Genomic DNA, 14,610 nt, shown 5'->3' with positions numbered 1-14,610 from the left:
TCCGTCCGGCGCCGCGGAACTCCGTGTCCCGGACGCTTAGGTGTAGAAGTCGCGCTCTTCCTGCTCGAGCAGCACCTCTTTCATCCTGTCGGCGTCGGGGCCGAAGAAATAGCAGGTGCCCCAATGATTACCGAAGGCGGCACGCTTGGAAACCTTCTGTTCCAGGGGCGGTGCCAGATCGTGGTACTCGAAGTAGGGGTCGTTCTCGGTTTCCTCGGGAATCTGCATCTCCGAGACGACGCGCCGGCGCGGGTAGACCAGGAAGCAACCGGCGTGGCCCTTGGCGTCCACGACCTCCTTGGGAAAGAACGCCTCGATCTCCTCGTCGGTGGCCTTGGGGTCCATGACCAGGACCTGCCCCTGATAGGCATTGAAGCCATAGGCGCGTTCCATCAGCTCGAAGGCATTGCCGCCGGGCACGCGGTAGGCCACCTCGCCGAAGTACATCACGCCGTCGTTGGCGATGAAGTACTCGGGGTGGATCAGGCCGTAGTCGATGTCGAAGGCCTCGATCAGCTTCTCGATCTCGCGCGTGATCTGCTCGCGGTAGGCCTCCAGCTTGGGGCTGGCCGGGATGAACACCGAGTAGCCCAGGTGGACGTATTCCGAGATGTTCAGGAAGCGGATCTTGCGGTTGTGGATGAACACCTCGCAGGCGAACTCCCAACCGTCCAGATGGCTTTCCAGCAGCGCCGGGAACTCGTCGTCGGAGATGTTCTCCACATCGTCGACGGTTCGGATGACCCGGTGCCCCAGGCAGCCCGCCTTGTCGAAGGCCTTGAAGTGGATCGGGTCGTTGGGGTCGCCGTCCAGCTTCAGCAGCGTCTGGTTGACGCGCTTGAGGAAGCGGACGACGTCCACGCGGTCATGCGCTTCCTCGAAGATGCCGACGCGAATGCCGGCCAGCTGGGCGCGGCGTTTCATCAGCGCCTTGTCGCGGAACAGCATGGCCTGGGACAAAAGGCGCGGCTTGTTCTGGAGCACGGCGTTCACGGCACCGGCCCACTCCACCGTTTCCTCGTAAAGCGGCACGGCGACCTCGACGCCTTCATCCTGGAGGATCTTGGCGATCTCCCACGAGCGTTCGTTCAGGCGCTCGAAATCCCAGGCGATGAAGGGGATGTCGTTTTCCTTGGCGTACTGTTCCGCCCAGCTTGGCGCCACGACGACGTATTTGCGGTTGAATTTGGCGACGCCGGCGATAGCGCGCAGGCTCCACCCAAAAAGGGCGACATAGCTCTTGTTCGGGTCCGTATCGGCCACGGGGTCCTCCCTGTTTTGCCGGGGCGGCAGGCGCGATGGACCATGCACCAGAAACCGCCCGGGCGTGGTGCGACTTGCTGACAAGGGTGGGAGATGCGCGCCGCGGATGCAAGGCCGGGGAGGCCTATTGCGCCGAAATATCCAAATATTTCAGCACGGTCGGAATGATCCACATTTTAAACGCCCACCCTTTGTTCTGCGTTGCATCTTCTCCTCTCGCACGGATCGAAGGGCTGCGACTTGCCGCTTTCTGCACGCCCTTCGGACTAGAACCTTAGGCGAAGCGGTCACCACCCGGCATCATGTTCCTGCCCCGAGTCGCCGCACGGGCCGGACGGCACCCACCGGAGAGCCAGCCCGACCGGCTGCACCGGCACGCGGATCATTGACCGGCGACACGTCCGACGCCGCGTCACTTCCGACCCACGGCATCGGCCGCCTCGACCTTCTCCAGAACGACCGGTTTGTCGTCGGTCTGCTCGACCGCGCCCCGCTTCGGCTTGAACCTGAGCTGATAGAAGACGCCAAAGAGGAACAGAACGGCGATGGCGATGAGTTCGAAAGCAATATAGCGGAACGTTCCCTCAATCCCATGGTGGTCCAGCCCCTGGGCGATCATGCCGATCCACTTCTGGAAGCCGTAGGTGTAGCCCAGCCCGCCGTTAAGGATCATCCAGCCGTTCACCAAGGCGTACGACACGAACACTGCTCCCGTGGCCGAGGTCGTGATGATCGCCAAAAGGTCGGTCAGGCGCAGCGCGAGGTCACCCGACAGAAGAGGGATGAAAACATACGCCACCCAGACCCAGTCACCCTCCCAGCCGTAATAGTTGTCCAGGAAGATCGCGAGAAGAAGCCCGAGGGCCGCCCCCTTCAACCAAACCCCCAGGCGAAACAGAACGACCGCCAAAAGACCGAAGAGAACGCCCAGGACAACCGCGCCCGGCACATCGGCCGCCATGTAGCCGAGAACGGCTCCGATGGCGAGGCCCGGAATCGCGATGATAAAGTGGAACAGCTTCAGGCCATACAACAGACAAACAACACCCGCCGGCAGAAAAATCGCCGACATCACAATGTTGTTTTTCGTGATCAGATCAGCCGTAGCGGAAACAATATCCTCAAGCCCGTTCATTACAGATCCCCCCTTAAGAACAAGAAAGACGAGCGGCCTTTCCCTCATACCATTGCGAAACCCGACGCTTCTCCCCTGCGCCGGCCCGCGACTGCGAATCAGGTCTTCCCGTGGAAAGACTATCTCCGTCTCGGGGAATTTGACAAAACCATTCAGCCGATTTTTCCGGATCGGCTGTTTATTTACTTCTGAATTTTTCACGATTCAAAAAAAAATACCCCGCACGTCCTGGACATGCGGGGCATTCTCTTGAGCAGCCATGGACGGCGGCGCGGCCGTTGCGGAGTCGGCCCAACCGCCGGGCTTCGCACTTCACAGGGACTGTCCCGGAGCAGCGGCTCAGGCGGCCGCCGTCTCCGCCTTGGCGACGCCGATCCTGACCGGCTCGCCCTGCATCTGGTGCTCGGCCACATGCGCGCCGTCCATGTCGTCGGACAGGCGCAGGTCGACCGCCAGGGTCTCGCGCTTGACCGTCTCGCCGAACTGCTCCAGCGCCGGACGCAGGGCCGTACCGGCGGCGATGGTGAGCACGATGCGGTCGGAGATGTGCAGGTCGGCCTCCTTGCGGGTCATCTGCACCAGGCGGATGACGTCGCGGGCCAGGCCCTCGTTCTCCAGGTCCGGCGTGGTTTCCACGTCCAGGATCACCACGCCGTGGCCGCGCGCGATGGTCTGGCTGTGCACGCCTTCCGCCGTCAGCACGCGAAGGCTGAAGTCATCGCCCGAAAGGACCTGCCCGGCGATCTCCACCGTGCCGTCGTCCTTGAACGCCCACTCGCCCTTCTTGCTGGCGGCCATGACGTCGCGCATGGCCTTGCCGATGCGCGCACCGATCTTGGGGTTCACGTGCAGGGACTGGGTACCGTACGTGTGCGGATTGTCGTCGAAGGTGACCGTCTTGACGTTCACCTCGTCCTTGATGACGTCCTCGAACGCCTTCAGGCGCTCCACGCCCGAGACCGCGACCGTCAGTTCCGGCAGCGGCAGGCGCACGCGCTTGCCCGCCGTTTCGCGCAGGGCCAGGGTGCCGGATGCGATCTCGCGCACCAGGTCCATGGTCTCCAGCAGGTCGGCCTCCGCCGGCAGGGCGAACGCATCGGGCCAGTCGGCCAGATGCACGCTTTCCGCACCCGTCAGGCCGCGATAGATCTTCTCCGTCAGGAACGGCAGAAGGGGTGCCGCGGCCCGGCAGAAGGTGGTCAGCACGGTGTAGAGCGTGTTGAACGCCGCCGTGTCGGCCTGCCCGTTCTCCGCCCAGAAGCGCGGGCGGGAGCGGCGGATGTACCAGTTGTTCAGCGTGTCGATGAACGGCGGCACCACCGCGCAGGCGCCGGGGATGTCGAAGACCGACAGCGCCTTTTCGATGTCCTCGATGAAGCGGCGGGTCTTGCCCAGGATGTAGCGGTCCAGCACGTTCTCGCTGGAGGTCACGGCCTCGGCCTTCACGCCCTCGGCATTCGCATAAAGGGTGAAGAAGTAATACGCATTCCACAGCGGGATCAGCACCTGCCGCTGGGTCTGGGCGATGGCGCGGCCATCCTTGGGCATGGCGAGGTCACCGCCCACCAGAAGGGGCGAGGACACCATGTAGAAGCGCAGCGCGTCCGAGCCGTAGGTGTTGAAGACCTCCACCGGGTCCGGGTAGTTCTTCAGGCGCTTGGACAACTTCTGGTGGTTTTCGTCCAGCACGACGCCATGGCACATGCAGTTGCGGAACGGCGCCTTGTCGAACAGCGCCGTCGCCAGCACCACCAGCGTGTAGAACCAGCCGCGCGTCTGGGCCACGTATTCCACGATGAAGTCGCCGGGGAAGTGATCCTCGAACCACTCCTTGTTCTCGAACGGGTAGTGGACCTGGGCGAACGGCATGGAGCCGCTTTCGAACCAGCAGTCGAACACGTCCTCCACCCGGCGCATGGTGGACTTGCCGGTGGGGTCGTCGGGGTTCGGGCGGGTCAGTTCGTCGATGTAGGGGCGGTGCAGGTTGTCCGGGCGCACGCCGAAGTCGCGCTCCAGGTCATCCAGGCTGCCGTAGACGTCGACGCGCGGATAGCGCGGGTCGTCGGACTTCCAGATGGGCAGCGGCGTGCCCCAGAAACGCGCCCGGCTGATGTTCCAGTCGCGCGCGTTCTCCAGCCACTTGCCGAACAGGCCGTCGCGGACATGGCCCGGAATCCAGTTGATGCCCTGGTTCAGCTCCACCATGCGGTCCTTGAAGGCGGAGACCTTCACGTACCAGCTGTTGATGGCCTTGTAGATCAAGGGCTCGTCGGTGCGCCAGCAGTGCGGATAGTTGTGGCGGTACTGCTCGTGCTTGATGACGCGGCCCTGCGCCTTCAGGTCCTGGATGATGGGCTTGTTGGCGTCGAACACCAGCATGCCCTGGTACTCGGGCACCTCGGTGGTGAACTTGCCCTCGTTGTCCACCGGCACGACCAGCGGAATGCCGTACTGCTCGCAGACGATCAGGTCGTCCTCGCCGAAGCCCGGCGCCATGTGCACCACGCCCGAGCCCTCGGCCACGTCGACGAACTCCGCCCCCAGGATCTGGAACGCGTTCTCGGTGTCCTTGAAGTAGGGGAACAGCGGCTCGTAGGTGCGGCCGACGAGGTCGGCGCCGGTGATGGTGCCCACCTGCTCCAGCGCGCCCAGCTCCTTCTTGTAGCGCGCGAGCGTCTGGGCACCGATGACGAGGTGTTCGCCGTCCTTCTCCAGCACGGCGTACTCGATCTCCGGTCCCACGGCGAGCGCCAGGTTGGACGGCAGGGTCCAGGGCGTCGTCGTCCAGGCCAGCACCTTCATGGGGGCCTTGTCGCCGTCCTTCGGAGTCAGGGAGAAGGCGACGGTGATCGCCGGGTCCTCGCGTTCGCGGTAGGAGTTATCAAGGCGCGTCTCGAAGTTGGACAGCGGCGACTGCACGGCCCAGGAATACGGCACGACCTTGTGGCCCTCGTAAACCAGGCCCTTTTCATGGAGCGTCTTGAAGGCCCACAGCACCGATTCCATGAAGGTGATGTCGAGGGTCTTGTAGTCGTTCTCGAAGTCCACCCAGCGGCCCTGGCGGGTGACGTAGTATTCCCAGTCCGCCGTGAACTGCATGACCGAGGTCTCGCAGGCCGCATTGAACTTGCCGATGCCGTAGTCGAGGATGGCGTGGCGGCCGGAGACGCCGATTTCCTTTTCCGTGGTCAGCTCGGCCGGCAGGCCGTGGCAGTCCCAGCCGAAGCGGCGGTCGACCTTGTGGCCCTTCATGGTCTGGAAGCGCGGAATGATGTCCTTCACGAACCCCGTCACGAGGTGGCCGTAGTGCGGCAGGCCGTTGGCGAACGGGGGGCCGTCGTAGAAGACGAACTCCTGCTCGCCGGACCGCTGCGACACCGACCGCTCGAAAATCTTGTCCCGCTTCCAGGTCTCGAGGATTTCTTCCTCAAGCTTGGGGAAGCTGGGGCTGGATTGGATTTCGGGGTAGTGCTTGGTCATGGGGTGATCCGGCATCCTGGGTTGAGGGCGCGCGTCATGGCGCCCGTGTCCGCGTGCGACATGGGGAGCGGATATTAAATCCGCCACCGTGCGGATGTCGAGTGTTGGGGGAGGCACGGATGCCGGTGCGCTCCCCTTGCGGCTCCGCGTATCCGCTAACGGCCGGGGCAGGACCAATCGTCGACGGTGAAGAACGAAGCCGGATAGCTGCGCGCCTCGGTTATTTCCAGCACCCATTCCTCGTCGTAGCGGTTGATGTATTCCCAGACCACCCTGCCCCTATCGTCAAACTCGACAGCGCGGCCCGACTCGAATTCGGTGACCAGAGTGCCGCCGTTGGGGGTTGGGTCGAGCTTGCCGCGGATGACGGACAGCATCTCCTGCCCCTGACGCTCGCCCAGCACGGTGCGCGTGACTCCCTCGGACGGAAACGCCTTCATGATCGTTGTGACGCGCGGCGCGTCGAGTGCGCTGTGGTCGTCGCCGTTCAGCGCCGTGCGATAGGTATTGTTGTTGAACACGCTGATGCTGCCATCGGCGTTGAACTCGGGATCGTGCTGCCGCACCCACGGACCGACCTGGTGCCACTTGACCCGCCAGTCGTCGGGGTCGACCACAAAAATGAGGTTTCGCTGCCGAAGCGAAAGCGCCAGATCGCCGGCCTCAAAACCGGAAAAGGCCGGAGCCATGTGACTGGGCAGTTCCGCTATCTTGTTGAGATGCACAAGTTCGCCGTTCAGTACGCGCCAGTTGTTGAAATTGTAGCCTGTCGCCGTCATCAATGGCTTTAGCCCGTTGTCGAACAGCACCTCCGTCACCGACACCTGCTCTTCGATCGCGCCGTCTTCCGACACCCGAAGAATCAGGTCGTCTTCGATCACCTCGTTGTTGCTCCGCGTCGTCAGGGGCGGAAAGACGTCCGGGTCGTCGGGCCCCAGAAAACGCCGGCCGGGAATCCAGAAGCCGCCGCCTTCGGCCGCTTCGATGGAGTGGTGCGTGGGGTGGGCCAGCGTCCATTCGACATCACCGCAGCGGGACAGCTTGACTGTGCCGCCGTACTCGTAGTTGAACACCACCGATCCGTCCGGCCGCATGAGCGCCCCGTGGGTGTCGATGTTCCAGTCCGTCGCCGGCGCCGACGGAAGATGCGAAGCATCGGGAAAATGTTCTGAGAAGCGCACCGGCCAGCGCGCGACCACGGTGCCATCGCGACGCATGAGCCGCAGTTCGTTGTCTTTGCTGTCAAACATGCCGGCGAGCAGGATCAGCCGCCCGTCGTCGGCCGCCGCGTTAACCGTGACCCCGCTGCCATTGTGCCGTGCCGGCTGAAGGAAATGGATGGGCCGCCCGGCGCCTACGACGTTGGGGCTCTCCTCCATCACGAGCGTCAGGTCGTTCTTGATGGTCCGCACGAGGCTATAGGCGGCGTTCCTGGTGACACCGGAATACAGCCCCATCATGAAGGCCAAGCCGAGCACCGTGGCGGCGGAGACCGCCAGGAACACGATTTTTGAGGGTTCCATCCGGCCGCGGGCCATGCGGGTCGCACCCTGCTCCGCGGGGTCCTCGATGTCCCGATACCCCATGATGTCGCCGCTCCGTCAGGAAATGAAGGTTTCGTACAGGGCGGCGGCTTCGTCGCGCAGCGCCGGCGCGTGCCGCCCCTCCGGCCACTCCGCCGGCTCGACGGCCCGGAAATGGCGGGCAAGGCGTCCGGAGTGTGCGGGCGGCAGCCCCACGGCAGAGCACAGTCGCGCGGCGGCGGCCTCGCCGCCGTTGCAGAGCGCCTCATATCCGACGACGTGCACCCGATCCTTGAAGCGCGACAAGTGCGAGAAGGCGCTGATCCAGTAGGTGAGCCAGTAGTCGAGCTCGGCCGGGCTCATCCCGTCCGCGCGCTCGGCGAACCCGTCGAAGAGGATCGGCCGATGCAGGGCTCCGAACTCGAAGTGTCCGATGTCCCGCATATAGCGGGCGGTGAACGTGTCCGCGGCGTGCTGCGCCAGAAAGTTCAGGTGCTGGCGGTGCAGCGATCCGGCGTGGGCGGCCGGATGCCGCACGGGCACGACGACATGCGCGTCGGGGAACATCGCAAGGATCAGGCCGAGACGCGCGATGTTGCCGTTGTTCTTTGAAAGGTATCGGGTCGCCGGCCGGTCCCGCCCACGCAGGGCGACGATCTTGTGGAAGTGGCGCTCCATGAACACGCGGGCCTCATCGGACACATCGTCCTTCGACCAGAGGCGGATGCCGTCCGCGCCATAGTGGTCGGGCCAGAAGGTATGCCAGATCACTTCCTCGAAGGCCTCGGGACTGTCGTACCCGATGTCCAGGCCGTCACCGTGCGCGCGTTCACGAAGGATCGTGGGTTTGCGAAAGCCGGCACTCAGCCGCGCCCACATCAGTGGCGCCATGATGAAGGGCATGTCCCGATAAACGTGCGTGGCCGTCTCCGGCACATCGCCGAGCGCCCTCAACAGGATGGTCGTGCCCGCGCGTGGCAGCGACGTGATAAAGATCGGCGCCTCCGGCCGGGCGTTGCCAAGGGACCTGCCGAAGAGCACGTCCTCAGCATCGGCCACGGCAACCTGAAGGCGAGGAAACGCGAACGCGAGGGTGTGAACGAACTTCTCGGCGGGAGTATAATTTACGACTTCAGCCATTCGCGACGCCGACTCCAATAAATGCCGATGAAGACGATGAGCGTGCCGCTCACCAGCACCTCGACGCTCAGAATCCGATCCATGACGATCCGATGGGGGGCCAGCCCCAGGGTGTCGGCGATGACCACCGGCATCAGCGCCGCCCCCAGCGCCGCCACGCTGCGCAGCGCAAGCGACGTCGAGAGGCCGAGCAGCCGGATGCCCGCGCGCTGAACGCGCGTCTCACGCTCGTCTTCAGTCAGTTCAGGCGCGCGCATGGCGTCCATGGTGGCGCGGACCACGGTGATGACCCGCCGCGCCGTCGCAACGATGCCCAGCCCCATGAATGCCGCCACGAAGACGCCGATCACCATGCTGGCGATCAGGTACGGGATGATTGCCGCCATGACGCGCTCCGGCTACCGGATCAGTTGTCGCGCGCGGCGGCCTTGCCGGCCCCGCGTTTGGCGGCGCTGGAGCGGCGAAGCAGCCGTTTCAACGGGTACCACAGGAATCCGACGATCAGGAAGACAACGGCGAAGACGACCGAAAGCGCTGTGCCGATGGCGCTGAGGCCGGCACCCGGCCCGATGTAGGCCAGGGCAGGCCCCGGCATCGCCAGGGCGGCGACAAGGATGGCACAGGCGAGCGAATGACCCCTGGGTTTCATGAAGCATCTCCCTCCGGCGATGGCGTCGTGCGCCCCCACATTCCTCCACCCGAAAACACTGGACGTCGGCGCCACAGCAGCCGCGGCGCACGGAAGAAACGAAAAGTGGTATCGGGGTATTGATCTCGGAGCAGGATAGATCGCGGTTCTTGCCGCTGTACAAGGCGCATCTGGCGGATGTGTCGGTGCCATCCGGGTAACGCTCTCCTAGCCCTTGCGCGGCATGTGACCCGGAGGAACGACCGGTGATGCGCCTTCCAAGCACGGAGCGACGGCGGCAGGCGCCGAAGGGGAGTGGCGTCCGCCGGCCGTCGTCCCCGGCGCGCGCCCGCGATGGCGCCGGCAGCGGTCGGAGCACCATGTGACCTCCGACCACACCAGCGCCCACTTGCGCCGCCAGGAAAACGGGCGACCGCAGCCCTCGCAGATTTTGGTGGGCAGGTGGGGCTTGCGGTGCGCCATGCGCCGTCACTTCTTTCTTCTTCGCGGAGATCCCGTCCGGGGAAAGGGCGCCCGCCTCCGACGGATCGGAGACGGGCGGCACGACCCCCGGCCCCACCCGACTTCCACACCGGAAACGCACGGAGGGGTGACGCCCCGGTGCCGGGTTGGGAAGCCGCCCAGACCGGTGAGGTCCAGGGGCCGTGTCGCTTTTGTCTACGGCCCCTATTCCGCCCCGGATCACACGAAAACAGCCCGGCGAGCATTCCGCTAGCCGGGCCGAAAAATATGGTAATTCAGGACTTTGACGTTATCCCTGGGAAACGCCGCGGACGGCTTCGTCAACCGGACCCGACGACCGCACATGAGTCGCCAGATCCGCGGTCGCGATCATGCCGACCAGTTCCTTCTGGGCGTTCAGCACGGCCAGGCGGCGGACTTGGCGGTCGGCCATGACGCGGGCGGCCTCGTCCACCGTGTCTTCGTCGAACACGTATTCCACACCCTCGGTCATGGCCTGGGCGACCCTGGTGTTGTTGGGGTCCAGGCCCTTGGCGGTGCCGTTCAGGGTGATGTCGCGGTCGGTGATGGTGCCCACCAGACGCCCGTCGTCGGAGACCGGCATCATGCCGATGTTGTCCTCGCGCATGGCGTTGGCGCATTCCTTCAGCGACATCTTGGGGTCGGCGAGGCGGACGTTCTTGGTCATCACTTCCTTGATTCGCGTCGCCATTGTTTCCTCCGTGCTTCTGAAAGATGCCGGCGCGCCGCAGTATCGCGTGCGCCGTGTCTGACCGAGGAACGGAGGCAGGGCGTTCAGGGTTCTCCCACCTCGTCCGATTTGTCCGCGCGGCCAGTGGCGGCGTCGAATTCGTCGGCCAGCCAGTGGCCGGTGCGGATCGCCATGGGGCGGCAGATGTAGATTTCATCGCCCGGACGCGCCACCACGCGGAACCCCGTCGCCCGCATCATGCCCAGGATGGCGGCATGGTTGGGCACCCACCAGTTGGTGGGGTCCCGGTTCAAACTGTTCTCGATGAAGGCCATGCGCGGCCAGCCCGGCTGGTCCAGGGTCTCGCGGTCCTCGAAATGAACGTCGCCGGCAGCATCCCCGGCCACCGCGCGATCCGCCGTCATCAGCGTCTGGAACACCATCAGCTCGGGGTCCAGGTGGCGGATGGTGTCCAGCGCCAGCATGGGGTAGCGCAGGTGATAGAGCACGCCCATGAAGATGACGATGTCGAAATTGTCTGTCGCGCCCCGCGCGAAATCGTAGACGTGGCGCTTGCGGAACGTCACCCGCTCCGACAGTTCCATGCGCGCCGCAGCCCAGCGGGCCTGGCGCAGGTAGTGGTCGTTGATGTCGATGCCGACCACCTCCGCCCCGCGTTTCGCCAGTTCGAAGCTGTAAAACCCGGCATTGCAGCCGATGTCCAGGCAGCGCTTGCCGGCCAGGTCGGCGGGGATGTGCTCGGCCACCTGCTCCCACTTGTAGCGCGGGAAGTCGCCCAGCGGGTGGTCGGGGCGGGTCTGGCTGCCATCGGGGAGGTGCAGGTTGTGAAACCAGGGCGCCAGATCCTCCGCCGACGGGCCGGTGGGGTGGGCGCCGTGGGTCATGCCTGGGCCTCCGACGGCACGAGGCGCACGTCGCCGCGCGCGTCCTTCTCCGCCCGCGCCTCCTCGTAGGCCGTCACCAGTTCCTTCGCGCGATGGCCGGCGGTGTGGGCTGACAGCACCTTCTGGCGGGCGCGCTCGCCCATGGCCCGGGCCTCCTCGGCCGGCATGTCCTCCAGCACCGCGCGGGCCTCGTCGGCGGTTTCGGCGGTGACGATCTCGCGACCGGGCTCGAACAGGGTATAGAGCCCCTCCCACCAGTCCGACAGAATGGGTGTGCCGCAGGCCGCCGCCTCGAACAGGCGGACGGAGGGACTGTAGCCGGCGCGGATCATGTCGGCGCGCGTCACGTTCAGGGTGAAGCGCTGGGCGTTGTAGAAGGCCCGATGGTCGGCCGGCGGACAGTGGTCGATGCGCTCCACGTTCTCCGGCCACTGGATGCTGTCGGGATACTGCGGCCCGGCGACGACGAAGCGGCACTCGGGCGCGCGGCGGGCGGGCTCGATCAGCAGCTTTTCCAGGGTCGGCTGCCGGTCGTCGGAATAGGTGCCGAGGTAGCCCAGATCCCATTTCACCGGCGTTTCCGGCTCCGGGTAGTACAGGTCGGGGTCGACGGAGCAGTACAGCGCGCGCGCCATGGGCACGCCGTATTCGCGCTCGATCTTGCGCAGGGTCGGGCCGCCGGTGAACGACAGGTACAGGTCGTAGCCGGGCATGATCTCGGGCGCGATGTATTCGTGGTCGCCGCGGCCCAGCTTCGCCAGCGTCACCGGCGTGTCGATGTCGTAGAAGGCCGCGATGCCCGCCGCCGTCTTCTGCACCCAGCGGCCGACCTCCACCCCGTCGGGCACGTAGGAGCCGACGATGACGAGATCGGCGTCGCGCACGTCGGCCACATGCTTGGCCTTCAACTCATCCAGCGAGGCGTACAGGTGTGTCGCACAGCCCTCCGGCTCCGGCTTGTCGCGGTTGTCGGCGTACCAGGGCACGTCGCGCTCCAGGAAGGTGACGCGGTGACCCAGGTTCGCCAGTTCGCGCACCAGTCCGCGAAAGGTGGTGGCGTGGCCGTTGCCCCAGCTGGACGTGATGGACAGGCCGAGAATGCAGATGGACAAGGGCATCAGGAGGCAACCTCCTCCGCAACGGGCGCCGCGCGGTCGGAGCCTTCCAACAGGGCCTCCACCTCGGCGGCGCGGTGATCGTAGGTGTGTTCCGCCAGAACGCGCTTCAGCCCGGCCTTGCCGATGGCGGCGGACTCTTTTTCGCTTAAAGACGCAAGCTGGCGAGCGACATCGGCGCCGTCGTGGGCGACCAGCACCTCGCGGCCGGGCTCCAGGAACTGGTCGATGCCCTCCCACGCATCGGTCACCAGGCAGGCGCCGGCGCCGCAGGCCTCGAAGACGCGCGTCGGCGGCGAGAAGCCGGTCTTGGCCATGCTGTCGCGGGTGATGTTCAGCACCGCCTTGGGGGAGCAGTTGAAGGCGTTGTGCTGGTGCGTGTAGACGTGCCCCAGGTTCCGCACGTTGGCCGGCATGGGCTTGTCGTCCCAGCCGGACCCGCCCATGAGGAATCGCTGCTCGGGCAGCAATTCGGCGGCCTTCAGGAAAAACTCCTCCACCCGCGCCTCGCGGTCCGGCAGGCGGTTGCCCAGGAACGCCAGGTCGGCGGCGAAGGCCGGATCGGGCTCCACCGGGAAGTGCGTGGTCGGGTCGAGCGCGTTGTAGATGGGCACGCAAGCCTTCGCACCCAGCCTGGTGTACGCGTGCACCACCGGGTCGCCGCCGCCGTAGGTCAGCACCATGTCGAAGTCGGGCACCAGGGGGCCCAGCACGTCGTCGGGGCTGGTGTGGATGTTTTCCAGCGTCGCCGGCGCGTCCACATCCCACAGCACGACGCGGGTGCCCGGCGCCTTCAGGCGGAGTACGTTCTGCTCAAGGAAGGCGTCGAACACGCCAACGCCCGACGCCTTCACCACCAGATCGGCGCCCTTGGCGTCTTCCAGCGCCTTTTCGCAGCCTTCCTGCGTCGCCGGCCAGACGACGACGCGCGCCCAGTCCGGCGGGTCCATGTCGCGGTGCTTCTGGCGGTCGAAGGCGTCCGGCTCGTAGAAGGTGATGGTGTGCCCCCGGCGCGCGAGCGCGGACAGCATCCCGCGATAATAGGTCGCGGCGCCATTCCAGTAGGCGGAGACAAGGGACGAGCCGAAAAAGGCGATGTGCATCAGGCGATCTCCACGCGGGCGCGGGGTGAATGGGTGGTGTCGGCGGGGCATCCCAGGCTCGCCAGGATGTCCAGCAGTTCGTCGGCGCGATGGCCGCAGGTGTGGCGGGCGCGGATGGCGGCCAGGCCGTTCTCGCGCAAGGACCGGGCGAGGTCGGTATCCGTCAGCACCATGCGCAGCTTGGCGGCCATGTCGTCGGCGTTTCGGGCGATCAGGTAATCCTCGCCGGGCGTGAACAGGCCCTCGGCATCGTCCCAGGAGGCCGAGACCAGCGGGATGCCGCAGGCCATGGCCTCGAAGGGGCGGATGGTGGGGATGCCCGGCAGGATGTCGGTGTAGAAGCGGCGCGGCACGTGCACCGTCACCCGATGTGCGGCGAACACCTCCGGCACCCGATGGTTGGGCAGCCAGCCGCGATAGTCGATGCCTGCGGCCTTCAGCCGGTCCAGCGCGTCGGCTGGGTAGCGCACGCCGTGGACGGTCGCGGACAGGCCGAGCGCCTTCACCGGCTCCAGCAGGAAGCGGTCGAGTTCCTCCGTCCGTTCGTCATCGCCCCAGTTGCCGATCCACACAAGGTCGCGGCTGGCGGCGATGTCGTCGCGCGGGTGGAACAGGGCGGTGTCGGCGGCCTCGTGCCAGGTCCAGGCGTGGGCGGCCCACTGCTTTTGCAGGTAGATGTCGCGGATGACATTGCCGAAGGCCAGCACGCCGTCGTAGCCCGACAGGTCATAGGCCGCCATCTCTTCGGGCGCCGAGACGCTGCGGTGGTGGGTGTCGTGGAACAGCAGACGGAAGCCCGCCCCTGCGGCACGGCGGCGGCCGACCTCCGCCACAAGCTCGGGATCGGACCACTCGTGCACGAGGACGGCATCGGCGCCGTCCAGGGCCTCGTCCAGATCCGGCATGGCGCCGTCATACAGGCGCGAGGACAGGCCCGGCAGCGCCGCCGCGATATCGTCCAGCGCCGTCTCTCCGTGATCGGCCACAAGGTTCTCCCGCGACCAGCCCTCGGCGGGCTCCCACACCGTGACGTCGTGGCCGCGCGCCTTTAGCTCCCGCACCACGCCGCGCAGGAAGTGGGCGTTGCCGTGGTTCCAGTCCGAGAACAGCGAGTGGTAGAACAGGACAAACTTCAAGGGCGTCT

Annotated in this window: 13 protein-coding genes; all 13 read right to left on the bottom strand. The window is 65.8% G+C overall.

Annotation, left to right across the window (positions count from 1 at the left end; genetic code table 11):
- Window positions 1–36: 36 nt before the first annotated feature.
- A complete protein-coding gene (locus tag C882_RS16820) occupies window positions 37–1,263 on the bottom strand; it encodes an ATP-grasp domain-containing protein (RefSeq protein WP_009541852.1) in 1,227 nt (408 codons plus the stop codon).
- A 412-nt stretch (window positions 1,264–1,675) separates the two neighbouring features.
- Window positions 1,676–2,398 (bottom strand): ABC-2 transporter permease, encoded by a 723-nt coding sequence (locus C882_RS16815; protein WP_009541851.1) that lies wholly within the window; start codon window positions 2,396–2,398, stop codon window positions 1,676–1,678.
- Window positions 2,399–2,737: 339 nt separating this feature from the next.
- Entirely contained in the window at window positions 2,738–5,878 is a 3,141-nt protein-coding gene (ileS, locus tag C882_RS16810; protein WP_009541850.1) for an isoleucine--tRNA ligase, read from the bottom strand.
- 155 nt (window positions 5,879–6,033) lie between these two features.
- Window positions 6,034–7,464 (bottom strand): arylsulfotransferase family protein, encoded by a 1,431-nt coding sequence (locus C882_RS16805; RefSeq protein WP_009541849.1) that lies wholly within the window; start codon window positions 7,462–7,464, stop codon window positions 6,034–6,036.
- 15 nt (window positions 7,465–7,479) lie between these two features.
- Window positions 7,480–8,541 (bottom strand): sulfotransferase family protein, encoded by a 1,062-nt coding sequence (locus C882_RS16800; RefSeq protein ID WP_083875977.1) that lies wholly within the window; start codon window positions 8,539–8,541, stop codon window positions 7,480–7,482.
- Entirely contained in the window at window positions 8,526–8,927 is a 402-nt protein-coding gene (locus C882_RS16795) for a hypothetical protein (protein WP_009541847.1), read from the bottom strand. The genes C882_RS16800 and C882_RS16795 overlap by 16 nt, the downstream gene beginning before the upstream one ends.
- A gap of 20 nt (window positions 8,928–8,947) precedes the next feature.
- Window positions 8,948–9,190: a hypothetical protein gene (locus C882_RS16790; protein ID WP_201448385.1), complete on the bottom strand. Its 243-nt coding sequence runs from the start codon at window positions 9,188–9,190 to the stop codon at window positions 8,948–8,950.
- Between the two features lie 207 nt (window positions 9,191–9,397).
- Window positions 9,398–9,652, bottom strand: a complete 255-nt coding sequence (locus C882_RS25770; protein WP_083875975.1) for a DUF2256 domain-containing protein — start codon at window positions 9,650–9,652, stop codon at window positions 9,398–9,400.
- A 289-nt stretch (window positions 9,653–9,941) separates the two neighbouring features.
- Window positions 9,942–10,364, bottom strand: coding sequence for a CBS domain-containing protein (locus tag C882_RS16785; RefSeq protein ID WP_009541845.1), 423 nt, complete (start codon window positions 10,362–10,364; stop codon window positions 9,942–9,944).
- An 83-nt stretch (window positions 10,365–10,447) separates the two neighbouring features.
- Window positions 10,448–11,248: a TIGR04290 family methyltransferase gene (locus C882_RS16780; RefSeq protein ID WP_009541844.1), complete on the bottom strand. Its 801-nt coding sequence runs from the start codon at window positions 11,246–11,248 to the stop codon at window positions 10,448–10,450.
- Entirely contained in the window at window positions 11,245–12,366 is a 1,122-nt protein-coding gene (locus C882_RS16775) for a CgeB family protein (RefSeq protein WP_009541843.1), read from the bottom strand. The genes C882_RS16780 and C882_RS16775 overlap by 4 nt, the downstream gene beginning before the upstream one ends.
- Entirely contained in the window at window positions 12,366–13,466 is a 1,101-nt protein-coding gene (locus C882_RS16770; protein ID WP_009541842.1) for a CgeB family protein, read from the bottom strand. Before C882_RS16770 ends, C882_RS16775 begins: the two co-directional genes overlap by 1 nt.
- Window positions 13,466–14,602, bottom strand: coding sequence for a CgeB family protein (locus tag C882_RS16765; protein ID WP_009541841.1), 1,137 nt, complete (start codon window positions 14,600–14,602; stop codon window positions 13,466–13,468). Before C882_RS16765 ends, C882_RS16770 begins: the two co-directional genes overlap by 1 nt.
- Window positions 14,603–14,610 lie beyond the last annotated feature (8 nt).

Source organism: Caenispirillum salinarum AK4, assembly GCF_000315795.1.
In the GTDB taxonomy this organism is placed as follows: domain Bacteria; phylum Pseudomonadota; class Alphaproteobacteria; order Rhodospirillales; family Rhodospirillaceae; genus Caenispirillum; species Caenispirillum salinarum.
The sequence above is the reverse complement of the archived record's forward strand: the minus strand, read 5'-3'. Positions and strand labels throughout refer to the sequence as shown.